This is a genomic window from Oscillochloris sp. ZM17-4, assembly GCF_019599295.1.
In the GTDB taxonomy this organism is placed as follows: domain Bacteria; phylum Chloroflexota; class Chloroflexia; order Chloroflexales; family Chloroflexaceae; genus Oscillochloris.
In genome coordinates this window covers 240,127-256,133 of the sequence record NZ_JAIEWN010000003.1, presented here as the reverse complement: position 1 = coordinate 256,133, position 16,007 = coordinate 240,127, and the positions used below count along the sequence as shown (strand labels likewise).

At 64.3% G+C, this 16,007-nt stretch carries 21 protein-coding genes and 1 tRNA gene; 14 read left to right on the top strand and 8 right to left on the bottom strand.

Annotated elements, in window-relative coordinates:
- The first annotated feature begins 296 nt into the window (after positions 1 to 296).
- Together K2Z83_RS04630 and K2Z83_RS04625 are read left to right on the top strand one after the other, a co-directional pair.
- Positions 297 to 1,124: a hypothetical protein gene (locus K2Z83_RS04630; protein WP_220593992.1), complete on the top strand. Its 828-nt coding sequence runs from the start codon at positions 297 to 299 to the stop codon at positions 1,122 to 1,124.
- Positions 1,121 to 1,360, top strand: coding sequence for a hypothetical protein (locus K2Z83_RS04625; RefSeq protein WP_220593991.1), 240 nt, complete (start codon positions 1,121 to 1,123; stop codon positions 1,358 to 1,360). The genes K2Z83_RS04630 and K2Z83_RS04625 overlap by 4 nt, the downstream gene beginning before the upstream one ends.
- Positions 1,361 to 1,805: 445 nt before the next feature.
- Here the strand turns inward: K2Z83_RS04625 and K2Z83_RS04620 are convergent, their stop codons facing one another.
- The 4 genes from K2Z83_RS04620 to K2Z83_RS04605 form a co-directional block, all read right to left on the bottom strand.
- Positions 1,806 to 2,756 (bottom strand): tyrosine-type recombinase/integrase, encoded by a 951-nt coding sequence (locus K2Z83_RS04620; RefSeq protein ID WP_255603288.1) that lies wholly within the window; start codon positions 2,754 to 2,756, stop codon positions 1,806 to 1,808.
- A gap of 17 nt (positions 2,757 to 2,773) precedes the next feature.
- The gene (locus K2Z83_RS04615; protein WP_220593990.1) at positions 2,774 to 3,286 is read right to left on the bottom strand and encodes a hypothetical protein; all 513 of its coding nucleotides are present in this window, start codon (positions 3,284 to 3,286) and stop codon (positions 2,774 to 2,776) included.
- 111 nt (positions 3,287 to 3,397) lie between these two features.
- A complete protein-coding gene (locus K2Z83_RS04610; protein WP_220593989.1) occupies positions 3,398 to 3,694 on the bottom strand; it encodes a hypothetical protein in 297 nt (98 codons plus the stop codon).
- Positions 3,691 to 4,494: a phage antirepressor N-terminal domain-containing protein gene (locus K2Z83_RS04605; RefSeq protein WP_220593988.1), complete on the bottom strand. Its 804-nt coding sequence runs from the start codon at positions 4,492 to 4,494 to the stop codon at positions 3,691 to 3,693. The genes K2Z83_RS04610 and K2Z83_RS04605 overlap by 4 nt, the downstream gene beginning before the upstream one ends.
- Positions 4,495 to 4,644: 150 nt before the next feature.
- On the opposite strand from K2Z83_RS04605, the gene K2Z83_RS04600 reads away from it, so the two are divergent.
- Positions 4,645 to 4,887 (top strand): helix-turn-helix transcriptional regulator, encoded by a 243-nt coding sequence (locus K2Z83_RS04600; protein WP_220593987.1) that lies wholly within the window; start codon positions 4,645 to 4,647, stop codon positions 4,885 to 4,887.
- A 338-nt stretch (positions 4,888 to 5,225) separates the two neighbouring features.
- Here K2Z83_RS04600 and K2Z83_RS04595 read toward each other — a convergent pair whose 3' ends face one another.
- On the bottom strand, positions 5,226 to 5,435 hold the full coding sequence (locus tag K2Z83_RS04595) for a hypothetical protein (RefSeq protein WP_220593986.1): 210 nt from the start codon (positions 5,433 to 5,435) through the stop codon (positions 5,226 to 5,228).
- 342 nt (positions 5,436 to 5,777) lie between these two features.
- On the opposite strand from K2Z83_RS04595, the gene K2Z83_RS04590 reads away from it, so the two are divergent.
- The 11 genes from K2Z83_RS04590 to K2Z83_RS04540 all read left to right on the top strand — a co-directional run bounded on the left by K2Z83_RS04590 (position 5,778) and on the right by K2Z83_RS04540 (position 13,121).
- Positions 5,778 to 6,650 carry a hypothetical protein gene (locus tag K2Z83_RS04590; RefSeq protein ID WP_220593985.1) on the top strand — a complete coding sequence of 291 codons (873 nt, stop codon included), beginning with the start codon at positions 5,778 to 5,780 and terminating at the stop codon, positions 6,648 to 6,650.
- On the top strand, positions 6,647 to 6,922 hold the full coding sequence (locus tag K2Z83_RS04585) for a helix-turn-helix domain-containing protein (protein ID WP_220593984.1): 276 nt from the start codon (positions 6,647 to 6,649) through the stop codon (positions 6,920 to 6,922). The genes K2Z83_RS04590 and K2Z83_RS04585 overlap by 4 nt, the downstream gene beginning before the upstream one ends.
- Positions 6,923 to 7,213 (top strand): hypothetical protein, encoded by a 291-nt coding sequence (locus K2Z83_RS04580; protein WP_220593983.1) that lies wholly within the window; start codon positions 6,923 to 6,925, stop codon positions 7,211 to 7,213. It begins immediately after the preceding gene.
- Positions 7,214 to 7,327: 114 nt separating this feature from the next.
- Positions 7,328 to 7,936, top strand: coding sequence for a hypothetical protein (locus tag K2Z83_RS04575; RefSeq protein WP_220593982.1), 609 nt, complete (start codon positions 7,328 to 7,330; stop codon positions 7,934 to 7,936).
- 9 nt (positions 7,937 to 7,945) lie between these two features.
- Complete coding sequence (locus tag K2Z83_RS04570) at positions 7,946 to 9,394, top strand: type IV secretory system conjugative DNA transfer family protein (protein ID WP_220593981.1); 1,449 nt, start codon at positions 7,946 to 7,948, stop codon at positions 9,392 to 9,394.
- On the top strand, positions 9,391 to 9,618 hold the full coding sequence (locus K2Z83_RS04565) for a hypothetical protein (RefSeq protein ID WP_220593980.1): 228 nt from the start codon (positions 9,391 to 9,393) through the stop codon (positions 9,616 to 9,618). The genes K2Z83_RS04570 and K2Z83_RS04565 overlap by 4 nt, the downstream gene beginning before the upstream one ends.
- 9 nt (positions 9,619 to 9,627) lie before the next feature.
- Entirely contained in the window at positions 9,628 to 9,768 is a 141-nt protein-coding gene (locus tag K2Z83_RS04560; protein ID WP_220593979.1) for a hypothetical protein, read from the top strand.
- Positions 9,769 to 9,831: 63 nt separating this feature from the next.
- A complete protein-coding gene (locus K2Z83_RS04555) occupies positions 9,832 to 10,548 on the top strand; it encodes a hypothetical protein (RefSeq protein ID WP_220593978.1) in 717 nt (238 codons plus the stop codon).
- Positions 10,545 to 12,455, top strand: a complete 1,911-nt coding sequence (locus tag K2Z83_RS04550) for a ParB/RepB/Spo0J family partition protein (RefSeq protein ID WP_220593977.1) — start codon at positions 10,545 to 10,547, stop codon at positions 12,453 to 12,455. Before K2Z83_RS04555 ends, K2Z83_RS04550 begins: the two co-directional genes overlap by 4 nt.
- Complete coding sequence (locus K2Z83_RS04545) at positions 12,455 to 12,730, top strand: hypothetical protein (protein ID WP_220593976.1); 276 nt, start codon at positions 12,455 to 12,457, stop codon at positions 12,728 to 12,730. The genes K2Z83_RS04550 and K2Z83_RS04545 overlap by 1 nt, the downstream gene beginning before the upstream one ends.
- Before the next feature lie 208 nt (positions 12,731 to 12,938).
- Positions 12,939 to 13,121, top strand: a complete 183-nt coding sequence (locus K2Z83_RS04540; RefSeq protein ID WP_220593975.1) for a hypothetical protein — start codon at positions 12,939 to 12,941, stop codon at positions 13,119 to 13,121.
- A 26-nt stretch (positions 13,122 to 13,147) separates the two neighbouring features.
- On the opposite strand, the gene K2Z83_RS04535 is transcribed toward K2Z83_RS04540, so the two are convergent.
- From K2Z83_RS04535 to dnaK, 3 genes are all read right to left on the bottom strand, one after another.
- Positions 13,148 to 13,642 carry a hypothetical protein gene (locus K2Z83_RS04535; RefSeq protein ID WP_220593974.1) on the bottom strand — a complete coding sequence of 165 codons (495 nt, stop codon included), beginning with the start codon at positions 13,640 to 13,642 and terminating at the stop codon, positions 13,148 to 13,150.
- A gap of 24 nt (positions 13,643 to 13,666) precedes the next feature.
- Positions 13,667 to 13,755: transfer RNA gene (locus K2Z83_RS04530), tRNA-Ser, on the bottom strand.
- A gap of 269 nt (positions 13,756 to 14,024) precedes the next feature.
- Positions 14,025 to 15,908, bottom strand: coding sequence for a molecular chaperone DnaK (gene dnaK, locus K2Z83_RS04525; RefSeq protein WP_220593973.1), 1,884 nt, complete (start codon positions 15,906 to 15,908; stop codon positions 14,025 to 14,027).
- Positions 15,909 to 16,007: the final 99 nt, after the last annotated feature.

Below are 16,007 nucleotides of genomic sequence, written 5' to 3'. Positions count from 1 at the left end.
TCGCCTTACTTGTCGGATACGATGCGATTGTGTCCGTCTCCCCGTTCGATACTGGATGGACGCTGATCTCAAGCGCTGACAACGGAACGCACTGGGCGCAGGCGTACTACCGTATCGGAGTTCCTACATCCTATCGATTTGACTACGCGCTACCTTCGCCGTATTCGGTCCTGATGATAGGTTCGTATGCTGGCGTTGATCTCGCATCTCCAATATCTGGAGTTGGGGCACCTTCGTATGGAACATCAGCAGCGCGCTCAATGGCGTCAGTTAATGTCGCTGCTGATGGATCTCGTTTGTTGTGGTTTTCCGCCGGATACAATCTCGCCGGACCCACCGCGCCGCCGCTGCCGTGCGCGGTGGGCGACCGGATCGGCGTGCCGGTTGCGCCGGGGACTGCGCAGCTGTATATGGAGATAGGCGTGCAGTTCGTCGTCTCAGGCGCCAATATCTGGCTCAACATCGGAGCCACCGCGCGGGAAATCCAGGCTGGCCAGTACACCTGGCAGCTGGCCAGCGGACCGTACACGGCCTACTCGCTGACCGGGCCGGCCGAGGTGTGGATCTGCGCCGGCACGGCTGCCACGTTGACGCCGACCGGCGCGCCCACCTGGACACCTGGCCCGGTTGATGTGCCCACGGCCTACTGTATCCCTGTGGCCGCCACCGCGACGGTGATCTCCTACGCGATGCCGAACCTGTCGTTCGTGATCCCGCTGCGCGCCTCCCCCACGGCCACCATTACCGGCACGGCGATGATCAGCATCACTGCGCTGATCGCCCTGGAGCAGACGGTCCTGGCCGGGGTGGAGACGCCGGCGGCCGGCATCGCGACGATGACGGGCACGTTCTCCTGGTCGTCCGGCCAGCAGGCCGGCGCAACGGCGCTGGCGATCGCCCAGCCGGCCCTGTCCTGGATGGCGATCGTCAACCCCAACAATCCGGCCTGGTCGGTGGATGGTGGCCCGCTCTGGGCGCTGGAGCCCGCACTGCTGCCGATCATGCCTGTGCTCGTGGCGCTCGCGTTCGCGTCGTTCGCCCGCCTCGCGCTGTGGATCATCGACTGGATCATCAAGCTGATCCGGCTGGTGCTCGCGCTGATTGAGCTGATCCCCTTCATATGAGCCACGATATCCTCGAAATCTCGTCGGTGCCGCGCCAGCGCGCCGAGCTGAAGGCGCTGATTGGCACGGCCCGGGCCGAGCGGCGCACGTCTCATCTGATCCGATTCGCCGCGGCTAATCTCGCGGCCTGGTCGCTGATCATCCCCATGCTGCACGGCTGCAACGCGCCGAGCGCTGCGGTGGTATCATCTGCCTCCTACACTGTGTTTTTGCCTGCCGTAATACACGGGAAGTAGACTCGACATGAGCGATATACTGATCACCATCGCCGGTGTGGGTCTCTGCACCGGGCCGCTGTGGGGGGGCGCGCTGGGCTACTTCCTGGCGCGGCGAGGCTGGCAGCTGCGTTCTCCGTTCCACCTAGCCAATGATAATGAGGAGGGGCCAGATGTCTGACATATCACCGTCGCCTCGTGTTGAGGACCATATCCTGAAGGCTCTGCGCTCTAATCCACAGCAGAGCCTCCAGGATATTGCGATCGTGACGAGTTTTGCGCGCTGCACCGTTGAGCGCACCATCAGGCGTCTGGAGTTGCGGGGTCAGATTAAAAAGGTGACTGGGAAGGGCAGAATCCCCAACCGGTACGAGATTCCCTAGCCGATGTTTGCGCGCAAACGTCAGCCCCCTGGCACTGCCAGGGGGCTTTGTGTTGGGCGATGTTTGCGCGCAAACGTGCCTGCCTACCACCCCGCCGGCAGGCAGTCCACCGCCGCCCGCGCCTGCTCCGGGTCCACCAGGATGTAGCGCATGGTCGTCTCTAGGCTGGAGTGGCCCAGCAGCACCTGGATGCTGCGCAGGTCGCCGCCGTGCCTGAGGATCTGGGTGGCGAAGCTGTGGCGCAGCTGGTGGGCGGTGAACCGGTACGAGAGGTTCAGCACCCTGGGCAGCCGCCGCATCAGCGACTCCAGCGAGCGGCGGCTGATGTCTTCGCCGTCGATGTTCTTCAGCACGCTGCCCGTGCGCTCGGCCTCGGGCACGTGCTCCAGATTCAGCCTGAGCATGCTGTGCAGCGGCACGTTGCGGTCTTTCCCGCCCTTGCCCTCGTAGACCATCAGCAGCCCGTCATCCAGGTCGATATGCTCCCAGCGCAGCGCCGCCGCCTCGGCCAGGCGCAGGCCCGAGAAGAGCATCAGGATGATCGCCAGCCGGCCGCGCTTCCACATGCTGTGGTGATAGCGATTCTCCGGCGGCTGCTTCAGGCTGGCCAGCAGCTCGCGCAGCTGGGCCGGCTTGAGCGGCCGCGGCGCTGTCAGCTTCTTCTTCGGCCATTCCACGTCGCGGGTCGGGTCGTCGTCGATCATCCCCTCGCGCCGGGCCCAGCGGCAGAAGCCGCGGATGCACGACAGCCGGTTGCCCATCGTCGCCCCGGCCATGTCGTCTTCTGATAGCTTCTCCTGGTAGCGCCGCACCGCCGCGCTGGTGACATCCTTGATCGTCGCGTCGGCGTCCATCCAGGCCACGAAGAGGTTCAGCGTGTAGACGTAGGTGCGGATACCCCTCGGGCGCAGCTTCTTGGCCACCAGCGAGCGCCGGAAGGGCTCCACCAGGTCGCGCAGCGGCGTCCGCACGTCGGGCCGGTCGGCCGGCAGCAGCACCAGCTCGCGCCGGGTCTGTACGGTTGGCTCTGTCATTGCTCTTTCCATACTCACTACTCCTGCTCACCACGGCGTCGTTTCGCAATCGACTGGAGTGTTGGGCCTATGGCCTTGGCTGTGAGATCATCTTCGCTTCCGCCCGCACCGTCTGGATACGCTGCTTCTACAACTGACATAGTCGCGCTGTCCGGGTTGTCGGCCTCGATAATGCGGTTGACGATAGCGATCGAGTGGATCGAGTTGTCGGCATTGAGGTAGGTGATCTTGCCAGTGACCCGATAGAGCGTCCCACTGCCCTTCCCCACTGGGCGAGACAGTATTGAGGTGGCGAAGCCGCTGCCCTCAAGCCTCATCGTGAAGAGAAAATGTTTCTTGCCGCCGCAGTAGGGGTGCTGGCATACGATTTCTACATCGCCGAGCAGTTCCTCAGCCGATAGCGAAATGTCGTTGCACGTATCGCATCGCGGGCACGTAAACTCCAGATAGATCCTCCCTGGCTCATGCCAGCTTTTCTTGTCTGACGCCTTAAGCTTCAGGTCGTACAGGTCGACTGTATCGCTGCCCATCCCCTACCCCCTCACCTTGCTGATTACCAGCCTCCACAAGCAGGCCCAGCGGCAGGCCGTACACCAGGCCGAGCAGGCCCACGCTGAAGCCGATGATAAATGCGCTAGTCTTCACCGCTCGCCCCCTGTGAACCTCGCAAGGTCTTGCAGAAAATCCGACCGCATAGACTCATTCATCCAACTCCAAAACACGACGATGAATACAAGCACTCCGACAAAGAACCCGGCAGCCACGTACTCATCATCCCACTCGTGCAGCGGCATCGCGTTCAGGGTCCGCAGCGTGGCCAGGAGTGCGCGCAGGGTGCCGGTGAGAGCCGCAGATGCCGACTGCCCCCAGTAGCGCACGGTTGGCAGCGCCAGCAGTGCGCCAATCACAATGACGCCGGCGATGATCAGCGGTGTCACCCCTCGCCCCCTTCCGCCCGGTACGCCCCGTCGTCCTGCCGGATCACCCGCCCGGCCTGCTCCAGCGCCCACAGCGCCTGCGATACCTGCACCGGCACCACCTCCAGCCCGGCGGCCTGGAGCAGCGCCGTGATCTCGCGCGGCCGCAGCGGCCGCCCGGCCTGGCGCAGCGCCGCCAGCACCGACTCGGTGCGCGGCGCCTCGGGGATGTCTACCAGCTCCACGATCTCGGTGATCCGCTCCGTCACCCGCCGGTACACCATGCGCCCCGTCCGCTCCCTCGGCCGCACCCGGCTGCTCACCACCTCGGGCAGCGCGGCCCGCGTCGCCGCCGGCGCTGGCCCCCGCCGGGCCTCTAGCGCCGCCAGCCGCGCCTCCAGCGCCGCCAGGCGGGTCGCGCTGATGTCTGCGCCCGTGAACGACTCGTGCAGCCGGCGGTAGCACTCGCGCTTGTAGCGTAGCAGCTGCTCGCGGTTCTCCGGCTTGATCCGCTCCGCGCTCACCCCGAACAGCCACCCGTGCAGCATGTCGTCCGGCAGGCAGACCATGTCGTAGCGCTTCCCATCGGTTCCAGTTGCCTGTATTACACAGGCAACTGAATTGAGAACTTCGTCGCGCATAATCCGCTGGCGCTGCGACTCCCAGTCGATCCCCAGCGCCTCGCAGACTCGCTTGACCGGGACATAGATCCCGCCTTCGGCCTGTACCGCAACCAGGTTGTCGCCGTAAAACTCCACCGCCCGCTGGGTGATCGCCGTCACCCGTGGCATACCCTCTACGGCCTCGGTTTCCTCGTTCATTAGTGTCCTCTCGATGCAGTTGAGTGAGTTGTTCTCAGAGGAGTTATACCATAGCTGTATCTCCTGTCAAGATACAAGATTAAGATATTGACAATGTATTCTTGTGTGGTATCCTTGTGTCGGATAGATGGCAGGCAGAAAGGAGGTGACATGACGTACCTGCGAATAAAAGAGCTTGCTGAAGCAAAAGGCTGGAACATTCAGCAGCTCTCTTGGAATGCGCGGCTATCCTACAGCAGCGCTCACGCACTCTGGAATGACAAGCCCAAGCAGCTCGATAGACCGATGCTTGATCGCGTTGCTCGGGCTTTGGAAGTGAATGTGAGCGACTTGTTTGGGGGAGAACCAACAGCGCAAGAGGGGGACAGCCAGCCCCTGCTGTTAGCCGCGTAACTACCTAACAGCAGGGGTTTCGACTGTGAGCGACTGTGCTGAGCAATTGGAACCTGAGCAGCACACCGCACCGCGATTGTAGCATCCCCAAGCGAAAAACCCCCTCCCGGCCCCTACGCTCTGTGTAGGGTGGGCGAAGCATTGTTTTGAGAATGGCTTATTATAACCTTTCTCAAAACCGGCTATACTAGGCAAACTCGCACTGGGGCGCACCTTACCAATTAAACCGAATTTCAACTAAACGCAAAGCGGCCCGCGCCGGGGATGGCGCGGGCCGCAGAAGGTGCGTTTTCTCAGGCCGACATCGCCTGATTATTGAGGTGGGCTTGCAAAATGCCTCATAGCTCGGTTGCGTTGCCCGCCTGAAAGGCGCGAATAGCGTCATCAGCCAGAGCGTCCAGGCGTCCGGCCGCAACATCGGCCTCCAGCTCGGCATCCCACTGCTGCGCATCCCGCTCTTCATACCAGGCCCGCAGCGCCCGCGCCTCCTCCTCCGACAACCGGAGGATGGCCGTTTTAATCTTCTCAACCCTCGTCATCGTCGTCATTTTGATGTACCTCCCCGCCCCCCATACCAACGCGGCCCGCGCTGGGCAAAGCGCAGGCCGTAAAGAGAGAATTGCCTGTCGATTGTATCACACGCCAGAAGGACACGCATGCTACCAGAGGCTGGTATATGGCTTCAACACGCTGCGAACACTGCGGCGGCGCGCTGCGCCCGCGCGAGCCCGGTTCTGCTCAAAGCGCTGCCAGCGCGCCGCCGCCCGCCGCCGGCGGCGCGCAATCGCCGCCCTGCTCGACCGCCGCGACCCCCAGGTCGCGGTGTTTCTCAAGGAGTGTGGACTATGACCTACGCACCATGTTTGCGCGCAAACATCAGGGGATGACCTATGGCCAACGAGGAACCAGACGACCAGATTCGCCCCATCTCACGGTTCCAGCAGGAATCAACCACCGTCCCCCATTGGCTGATAGCCCGAACCGATCTGACCCCAACCCAGCGCTTTATCGTCATCAGCCTGCTGATGTTCGAGACCCTGAAGGAGGAGCCAACCCAGTCCGACATCGCCGAGCTGCTGGGGCTCAAGTCGCCCCGCAATGTCCAGATCCAGCTACAGCCGCTGCTCAAGGCCGGCATTGTGAGGAGCCGACCGCGCGGCGGAAATCGTCCGGCGCTCTACTTCATCTACAACCCCAATTCTCCGCTTCCTAAACGCAAGAAACGGGGTGGACACGATCATTTGATCGTGGACGATCAAATGATCGTGGACGATCAAATGATCGTGGACGATCAAATGATCGTGGACGATCAAATGATCGTGTCCAGATCGCGCAGCCCAACGCGCCAAACCGGGAGGGACACGATCAAAAGATCGTGTCCACCCCCACATGTAGAAGAAGAAGTACCACTTCTTGATTCGGATTCTTCTGATCAAGGTACTACTACTCCATGCGCCGCGCGCGATTTTGAACCGACCCCGCTCTACTTCTGGCTGCTCGAACAACACGTATCCGCCGCCGGCGAATTCGCACACCTGGACTTCGAGGCCGCCAAGGCCGACTTCCTCGCACGACGCGCCCAGGGCTGGTACCCGGGCCGGATCGTCAAGGCGTGGCGCGAGTCGCCGCCCAGGCCGGGCATGCGCGAGGTTGAGCCTGAGCCGTATACGCCGGAATGGTTCGCCAAGATGCAGCGCGAAAATCCCGGCTGGCGGCTAGGCGGCGACACATCGGACCTAGACATCGAGGAGGAAGCCGCGTGAACACACAGCAGGTTCTCAGCCGGGTCGCGCTGGCGTTCGAGGTCGAGCCGGCGCAGCTCCAGGCCGGCAGCCGCAGCACGCGCCTGGTGCAGGCCAGGCAGGCCGCCGCCTGGATGCTCTACTTCAACCAGCGCCACTCCTACAGCGACATCGCCGCAGCGCTGGGCTACCGCGACCACTCGACGGCGGTGTGGGCGGTGCAGGCCGCCGCCAATCGGGCCAAGCGTGATCAGGACTACTCGGACAAGTTGGGCCAGATAGCGAGGATGTAAATGCGAACGATCCAGATCGAGCTGCACCTGAGCGACGAAGAGCAGGCCGTGCTGCGCCGGCACCACCAGGAGCTGAACCAGATGTTCGCCGAGAGCAACCAGATGCTGGCCAAGCTCGGCATGGCGCAGGCCCGGCCGCTGGCCGAGTCGGAGGTGTGCCAGATGCTGTTCAAGTCGGCCCTGGAGCGCGAGCGCAAGCTGCTGCAGCTCCAGGATGGTCGGAACGACCCGGAGTGGATTAAGCGAGCCGTCCGGCAGGCGCTGGATGAGCTGATGATCGGAGGCGAGTGATGGCCGAAGAACGTGAGGAATGAAAAAGGCGCGGTGCTTACACACCGCGCCTCCGCCAGTACCACGAATGGCACCCTGAATGGCCCTCTCAATCTACCACGAAAGGACAACATTGTGGACACCGAATCGCGCAGTTGTGTCGCCCGCCTGCTGGACATTCGCTATTTCGTCCTGGCCGCGCGCAACAGCATGCGGCACGCCGAGCCGGCCAGCGCGCTGTTTATGCTATTCGTCTTCGGCCTGATAGCGCTGCTGCTGGCGCCCGTCTACATCACCTTCGACCTCAACTCAACCTGGACCTTCACCACCGGCTTGCGCACGGCCGCCGAGCCGGCGATCAGCCAGATGTCCGCCCAGACCGAATCACTGCTCCAGCTGAGCGTGGGGGCGCTGCTCAGCGGCATCATCCTAACCAGCTTCACTCTGCTGCCGTCGCTGTTCGAGCTAGCCTTCCCCACCGTCGCCCACCCGCTGCTGAGCCTGATCCTCTGGCTCTCGATCATCTTCGACTACATCACCGACTGGCAGAAAAGCTGGGATCTCGTCGGCACCTGGGTCGACAACCCCACTGTGCGCTTCCTGATCACCGTGCCGCTCTGCGCCTTCTTCAGTATCTTCGTGCAGGCGCTGCTGGTCATCTCGATAACCGTCGTCATCTTCGCGGTGATCACCCTGGTGAGCGGCGGCAAGCGCCAGGCCGAGGCGGTCATCATTCGGCAGTAGGGGGTTACTATGGCGCTGATCACCGGAGAGGAGCTGGCCCGGGGGCTGCTGATCGGCCTATTCGGCGGTGCCGCCGGCGTCTGCACGGTTGCGCTGCCGGGCTCGCCGATCTGGATCGTGCCGGCGGGGATTGCGGTCGGTGGCTGCGCGCTCACCGTGCCCGAGGTGCGCCAGGAGATCACCCCCTACCTGGCGCAGCTGCCGGCGCCGGCGCAGCTGCGCCAGCTGCCCGCCCAGCTGCGCCAGCTGCCCGCCCAGCTGCGCCGGGCGCTGCCGGCGCCGGCGGCGCCGGCCGATGTTTGCGCGCAAACATCGGCCACCGGGCGCACGCCCAAGGCGCAGGCAGCGCAGCAGGAAGCGGAGCCGGCCGCAGGCGAGCTACAGCGCCAGCTTGAAGATACCCCGCACCGGCTGATCATCGGTCACACGCGCGGCGGAAAAACGACGCTCATCCACGCCATGGCTACCGACTGGGCCGCGCGCGGTGAGCGGGTGCTGGTGGGCGACCCGGACGCCGCGCCCGGCCTCTGGCCCGGCTGCGAGGTGCGCGGTGCCGGCGACAACATCGCGAGCATCGGCGAGCTGCTGACGATTGTCGACGCAGAGGTGGCCGAGCGCCGCGCCCAGCGCGCCCAGGGCGTGCGCCGGTTCCCGGTGCTGCACCTAGTCATTGATGAGGCCCAGGACGTTTTGCCCGCCCTCGACGGTGGCCTAGAGCTGTTCGAGGACGTGGCCCGTCGGGGCGGCAAATTGAATATTCGTATGACCGTAGGGGTTCAGGACAAGATGGTCGGCACGCTGGGGCTGAAGGGCAAGAGCGAGGTACTGCGCAACCTGCAGATCGCCGACGTGCTCAAGGGCCGCGACGGGCGGCGGGTGGCGGTGCTGCGCGACGCCGAGAGCGGCAAGAAGATCAGCCTGCCCATCCCCGAGCTCACCGACCCGGAGAGCCTGATCACCACCCCGGCGGCAGTCGCAGTGCCGCGACCGGCAGAAGGAGTGACAACTCAGATCGCGCCTGATGATTTGCTGGCGTACCTCCTGGCCGAACCCGCGCCTAGCGCATCACAAAGCGTAGGCGCACCCGCGACTGAAACTGCGACTGCGACTTACACAGCAGGCGCAGGCGCAGGCGCGGCAGGGGTGGTAATGAGCTTAGGCGCAGGCGCAGGCGCAGGCGCACCGGGCATCACCCTGAACGTCAACGCCCGCGCTGAGGCCATACCTCCTGGACGTGTGCGCCCGCGCCGAGGCCGTGGCCTGAATATGCACCGGCGCCGACAGCTGGCGCAGGAGCAACAGCAGGATGAGAGGAAAGCCGAGCTGCGGGCTGCGTATGAGGCCCGCAAGGCAGTCGGGATATCACACCGCAAGGCCTTCGCCGAGCTGGGCGGCAGCAGCGAAGAAACCCGCGCCTGGTGGCGAGCGGCCCCAGGCCCAAAAGGGGTAACACCGTGAAGACTTCCGACGCAACCGCCCAGGCTGCGACCCGCGCTATGGACACGATCCAGCGCTGCGTAGACATCCTGCACGACCTGGCTGCGGCCAACCCGGCCGCAGCGACCGCGACGATCGACGCGCTGCGCTGCTACGACACCCCGGCCGCCGAGGCTCTGGCCTGGCACATCGAGCGGGTGGCCGAGGCCCGCCACGGCGCCGCGCAGCTGCGCCGGGCCAGATAGGAGACACCGATGATCAGCGAGCAAGAACTCCTGGGCAACCTGCTCACCCGGCGCCCGCGGCGCGGCATGCGCTGCGACACCTGCCGCCACTACGAGCCAGATCCGGCGTGGAAAGGTGAGGGCTACTGCCGCGAGTTGGTGGGCCTCTGATCATAGTCAGCTGGACTATATGGGCATCCCCAAGGCATCGCCCCTTGCATGGAAAGACGACCAATGAACATTAACCCGCGCTGGAAGATCGGCATCGCCGTGCTGGCCGTGCTGTTGCTCTCCGCACCGTCCGCTGTCGGCGTGTTCCGCGCCCTGGAGCCGACCCGTGGGGCTATCGCATCCGCCCTAGCCGCTGGCGGGTTCGAGCTGGCGTACTTGAGCCTCAGCCTACTGTCGCTGCGCCCCGATCTGCGCCGGCAGGCCCGCGCGGTGGCCCTCGGCGCAGTGGCCACCGCGATCGCGCTCAACGGCCTGGCCGACTACGCCCACCGCGTTCCGGGCGGGCTGGCGAACTGGCTGGCTGCCCAGCACCTGTTCGATCCGCTGGCCCTGGCGCTGTCGGTGGCCGAGTCGGCCCCGCTGGCCGGGCTGGCCTTCGCCCTGGCCTCGCTGCTCCACCGCCTGGCCGAAGAGCCACCGCCAGAGCCGACGATGCTGGCCGCCACCGCCGAGACTGACGATGCTCCAGCCGAGGCCGCGCCGCCAGCGCTGGCCTGGGCGCGTGAGGAATTTACTGAGCCGCTATTGGTCAATCTATTGGAGAGCGACGCCAATACGGATGGCGTAGCTGGCAATAACAGCAATACGCCAGAAGAGCCAAAGGTCGTCTACCGCTGCCGCCAATGTGGCACCGAGGGGCTAAGCAAAGCCGAGCAATTGCAGCACGGTCGCAGGCACGCCGCCGAGCGGCGCGCAGCAGAGCAAGGAGTCAATCAATGATCACCCCAACCCTAGTTCACCTGTCGCTTATCGACGACAACCCCTACCAACCACGGCTCAGCTACGACGAGGCGGCGATCGCCGAGACAGCCGCGAGCATCAAGGCCAACGGCCTGCTCCAGATCCCGACGGCGCGCCAGGTCGGCGAGCGCTACCAGCTCGCCTTCGGGCACCGCCGCCGCCGGGCATACTCGCTGCTGGCCGAGACCGACCCGGCCTACGCCCAGATGCCGCTGATCATCCGCGAGCTGGATGACCGCGCCATGGTCAAGCAGACCTGGAGCGAGAACAAAGACCGGAGGGACATCAGCCCCTACGAAGAGGCGCGGGCGATTGATCACTACATGCGCGCCTTCGGCTGGAGCCATAAGCAGGTGGCCGAGGAGCTGGGGATCGACAGGTCCACAGTCACCAACAAGGTGGGCCTGCTAAAGCTGCCCGCCGAGCTGCTGCGCCTGTTCGCGGGCGGAGAACTGAGCGAGCGCCAGATGATGGCGCTCAAGCCGCTGGCCGAGCTGCCCATCAACAGCTGGGATACGCCGATCTCATGCTGGGTGAGGGGCAACAAGATCAGCGCGCTGAGTGAGATTGTGCCGCTGATCTCCAAGATCCCGGCCGACGAGCTGCGCCGCATCGTCGATGATCTGCTAGACAAGGTATCGGTGAGCCTGGAAAAAGTGAGTTGGCCCTGGCAGGCGCCGCTGCCCGTCGACGGCGTGCAGAACCAGAACTGCAAAGAGTGCGCGATACGGATGCGCGTTTCGAACCGCTGCCCGTCGCTGCTCTGCGCCGAGCTGAAAGAGAAAGCCGCGCGGCGCATCGCGGCCGCGGCCGCGGCCGCGAAGGAGGGTCTGCCTGCTGATGCCGTAGGTGGCTACGGCGAGTACGACACGCTCAGCGGGGTCAAGCGGTCGGATATCAAGAAAGAGGCGAAGTACCGCAGCTGTAGCAACCTGGTGGTTGCCAAGGTGAGCTATGGCGCTCACCCGGTTGAAGGCCACACCGGGTACTCCATGGTCTGCAAGTCAACCCGCTGCCAGTGCAAGGCCGCGCTAGAGAAGAGCGCCGACCCGGCCAAGAGCGACGCGGCGCGCAAGAAGGCCGACAGGAAGCAGATCCGGCAGATGTACAAGGAGCCGGCCGAGGCCGCGCTGGCCGGCGCGCTGGCCGACGTACCGGCGGGCATGCTGCGGCTGATGTTGCGCCGGATGCACTACAGCGCCAGCCAGAAGCTTGCGCCCGACGCCAGCGCCGCGACGATCGCCACAGCGATCGCCGAGCAGCTGGTGAGGGAAGAGATTAAATACGATGAGGACGCCGGCAGGCTCGACGACTCGCGCCAGAAGCTGGAGCAGATGCTGACCCTGGCCGGTATTGAGCTGCCCTGGAAGAACCAGCCGCAGCCCGAAGCTGATGATCAGCTCTTTCACCTGCTTGAGGATCAGGTGTCCCAGGTGCGCAAGCTCCTCGCAGACGCCCACGAGCTGCGCGAGCTGCCGATCGCCCCCGCCTATCTGGAGCAGGCCGAGCAGCGATGCGCCACGATCGCCACGATCAATCTGAATGTGGCCGAGGCGTACCAGCGCCAGATCGAGACGCTGCGCAACAGCCTACAGCCGGCGTCGCCAGAGACAGAGAGCGCCGACGGCGATGTTTGCGCGCAAACACCCGCGCTCACCCCTCTGGAGAGCGGCGAGCCGATCCCCTTCCCAATGCTGAAAGACTGGGTTATCGAGCTGCGGAACCGCATCACGACCGGCGAGAAAGGCGCTGCGATTGAGCAGTCAATCGAGATCCTGGGCGATCACCTCCAGCTGCTCACTGATGACGAGGGGGTGTCAGATGAGGAGTACGAGCAGGTATTGCGCGACATTGACGACCTGGTGGATATGATTGGGGGAAGGTAATGACCGCAATACGCTGGAAACTGGTGTTTGAGCGCACGATCGCCGCGCTCTTCTACCTCTCCTGGGGACTGCTGGGTCTGGTCGCCCTGGCATCGGTGGGGCTAATGTCGCCCTACCTGGGCTCTCTGGCCCGCTGGCGAGTACTGGATCTGCTAATGTGGCTGGGTGTGGCGGGGAGGGATCAGCAGATTGTGGTCGTCTTCCTGGTGCTGATCCAGTCAATCATCCGCCAGATGATCGGCCTGGGGCGGCAGTTTATGCCGGAGGATGAGTGATAGGTGTAAAACCTTCGCCGTCGTGACGCCCCTGCAAGCGCAACATATGTAGGAAACAAGTTGCACATAGCCCCCCGAGCGGTCTGGGTTCAGACCGCTCGGGGGGCTAACTTTTTACAGTCGCGTTACGCCCAATGCGGTAAACTGGCCCTGGTGGCTACCGCCTCAAGTGTAAAGCTATACGTTCGCAACCGAAAGGACTGACACAATGCTCCGCTCGATTTTCGGCTCATTCGCTCGCAGCTACGGACGCCAGCTCGGCCGGGTCGCCGCCCGCCACACATCCTGGCTCGCCATCCCGGTTTTAATCGGCGTGATCTGGTACGGCATCGCCGAATATGGCAGTATGCAGCAGATCATCGCGGTCGTGCTGCACGCAATTGGCCGCTAGACGCACCAGGAAGGCCGCTGAGCGAATCAGGTGCCAGCGGTCGCGTCTGCCCGCTTGCGCCTGCTGTGTGCCCGCTTGCGCGGCCTTGCGGGGAAGACGGGCCTTCCCGATTGCCGACCGCCCAGCAGCGCGATCAACTCCCGCGCCACACACAGATCGCCTTCGTCTACCTGCACGAGGGGTTCAGGCTGGATGACCTGAATCCAGCCAGCTCGTATCCAGTTGTAGATCGAGCGGCGTTCGAGGTCGTACTTCTCGGCCGCCTCGGTCACATAGATAGCTTGGCCCGCAGCGCTATCCTGGGCAACGCAAAGGCGGGCAACTATCGCTGCGGCCTGGCTCAGATCGCAGATGTGCTTATTGCCGGCAATGACGCCGGCGGTAACAAGGTGCCTCAGCATCACGTCATCGATGTTGAGAATTCGGGATGCGTGACTAATCTCCACGCGCTCAGTGGCAATACTCATGGTGGTGTCGTTTCCTTTCACCACGAGTGTAGCATGGGGGTTGAGGATCGGCATATGCACCCCGAATCAGCAGATCGGCGGGCAGGGAGAGATTCGAACTCTCGACAGCATTGCTGCTGTACGGCATTTCCAGTGCCGCGCACTAGACCAGACTATGCGACCTGCCCGTATGATGAGGGGACAGGGTACAGCGGACAGGGGACAGGTTTGATCTGTCGCGTCTATACACTGGGAACTACCCCGTCATGGGGACAGGGTACAGCGGACAGGGGACAGGTTTGATCTGTCGCGTCTATACACTGGGAACTACCCTGTCATCTCGAACGGCGAAATCTTACCACATGAATGCAGAACAGGCAACAGCCGGCGTACGGCTGCTGCCTGTCCCCTGTCCCCTGTCCCCTGTCCCCTGTCCCCTGTCCCCTGTCCCCTACTTCTACTCGACCGTGTACTCGCCCTCGACGACGCCGTCGTCCTTCTTGTCGCTGCCGGTGGCGCCGGGCTGGCCCTGGGGCGCGCCCTCCTGGTAGGCGCTCTGCGAGATGGCGTACATCGCCTGCTGCAGCTCGCCGGTCAGGCCCTCCATGCGCTCGCGGTTCTCCTGGGCCACCGCGTCGCGCAGGTCCTTGATCAGGCCCTCGACGCGGCCCTTCTCGATGCTGTCGACCTTATCGCCGAGCTCGCCCAGGGTCTTCTCGCTCTGGTAGGACAGGCTGTCGGCCTGGTTCTTCAGCTCGATCAGCTCGCGGCGGGCCTTGTCCTCCTCGGCGTGGGACTGGGCGTCGCGCACCATGCGCTCGACCTCGTCCTTGTTCAGGTTGGTGCTGGCGGTGATCGTGATCCGCTGCTCCTTGCCGGTGGCCTTGTCCTTGGCCGAGACGTTCAGGATGCCGTTGGCGTCGATGTCGAAGGTCACCTCGACCTGCGGCACGCCGCGGGGGGCCGCGGGGATGCCCTCAAGCCGGAAGCGCCCGAGGGTCATGTTATCGCCGGCCATCTCGCGCTCGCCCTGGAGGATGTGGATGTCCACCGCCGTCTGGCCGTCGGCCGCCGTGCTGAAGATCTCGCTCTTCTGGGTCGGGATCGTCGTGTTGCGGTCGATCAGCTTGGTCATCACGCCGCCCAGGGTCTCGACGCCCAGGGAGAGCGGGGCCACATCGAGCAGCACCACGCCCTTGACATCGCCGCCGAGCACGCCGGCCTGGATGGCCGCGCCCACCGCCACGACCTCATCGGGGTTGACGCTCTTGTTGGGCTCCTTGCCGATGATCTTGCGCACCAGCTCCTGCACCACCGGCATGCGGGTGGAGCCGCCGACCAGCACGACCTCCTGGATGTCCGAGGCCTTGAGGCCGGCGTCCTTGATCGCCTGGTTGACCGGGCCGCGCAGGCGCTCGGTGAGCGCGCTGGTGAGCTGCTCGAACTTGGCCCGGCTGAGCTTCATGGCCAGGTGCTTGGGGCCGCTGGCGTCGGCGGTGATGAAGGGCAGGTTGACCTCCGTCTCGCTGACGCTGGAGAGCTCCATCTTGGCCTTCTCGGCGGCCTCCTTGAGGCGCTGGAGGGCCTGGCGGTCCTTGCCGAGGTCGATGCCCTGGTCCTTGCGGAACTCATCGGCGATCCAGTCGACGATCGCCGCGTCGTAGTCGTCGCCGCCGAGGTGGGTGTCGCCGTTGGTGGCCCGCACCTCGACCACGCCGTCGCCGACCTCCAGCACCGACACGTCAAACGTGCCGCCGCCAAGGTCGAAGACCAGGATGGTCTCGTCCTTCTTCTTGTCGAGGCCGTAGGCCAGGGCGGCGGCCGTCGGCTCGTTGATGATCCGCATCACCTCAAGGCCGGCGATCTTGCCGGCGTCCTTGGTGGCCTGGCGCTGGGCGTCGTTGAAGTAGGCCGGGACGGTGATCACGGCCTGGGTGACGGGCTCTCCCAGGTAGGCCTCGGCGTCAGCCTTGAGCTTCTGCAGCACCATGGCCGAGATCTCCTGGGGCGCGTAGTCCTTAGATGTCTGCGGCACGCCGATCCGCACGTCGCCGCGGGCGCCCTTGGTGACCTTAAACGGCACGATCTCGCGCTCGGAGGGGGTGTCGTCGAAGTCGCGGCCGATGAAGCGCTTGATCGAGTAGAGCGTATTCTCAGGGTTGATCGTCGCCTGGCGCTTGGCGGTCTGCCCGACCAGGCGCTCGCCGTTCTTGGCGAAGGCGATGACCGACGGGGTCGTCCGGTTGCCCTCGGCGTTGGGGATGACGACGGCGTCGCCGCCCTCCATGACCGCCACGCACGAGTTGGTCGTCCCCAGGTCGATACCTACAATTTTACCCATTATGGCCTCCTCAAATGAATTATGAATGTTGAAGTGTGAATGTTGAATGGCCTGAACAGGCGCCTGTGCTGAATGGCGATCGACCATTCAACATTCAGC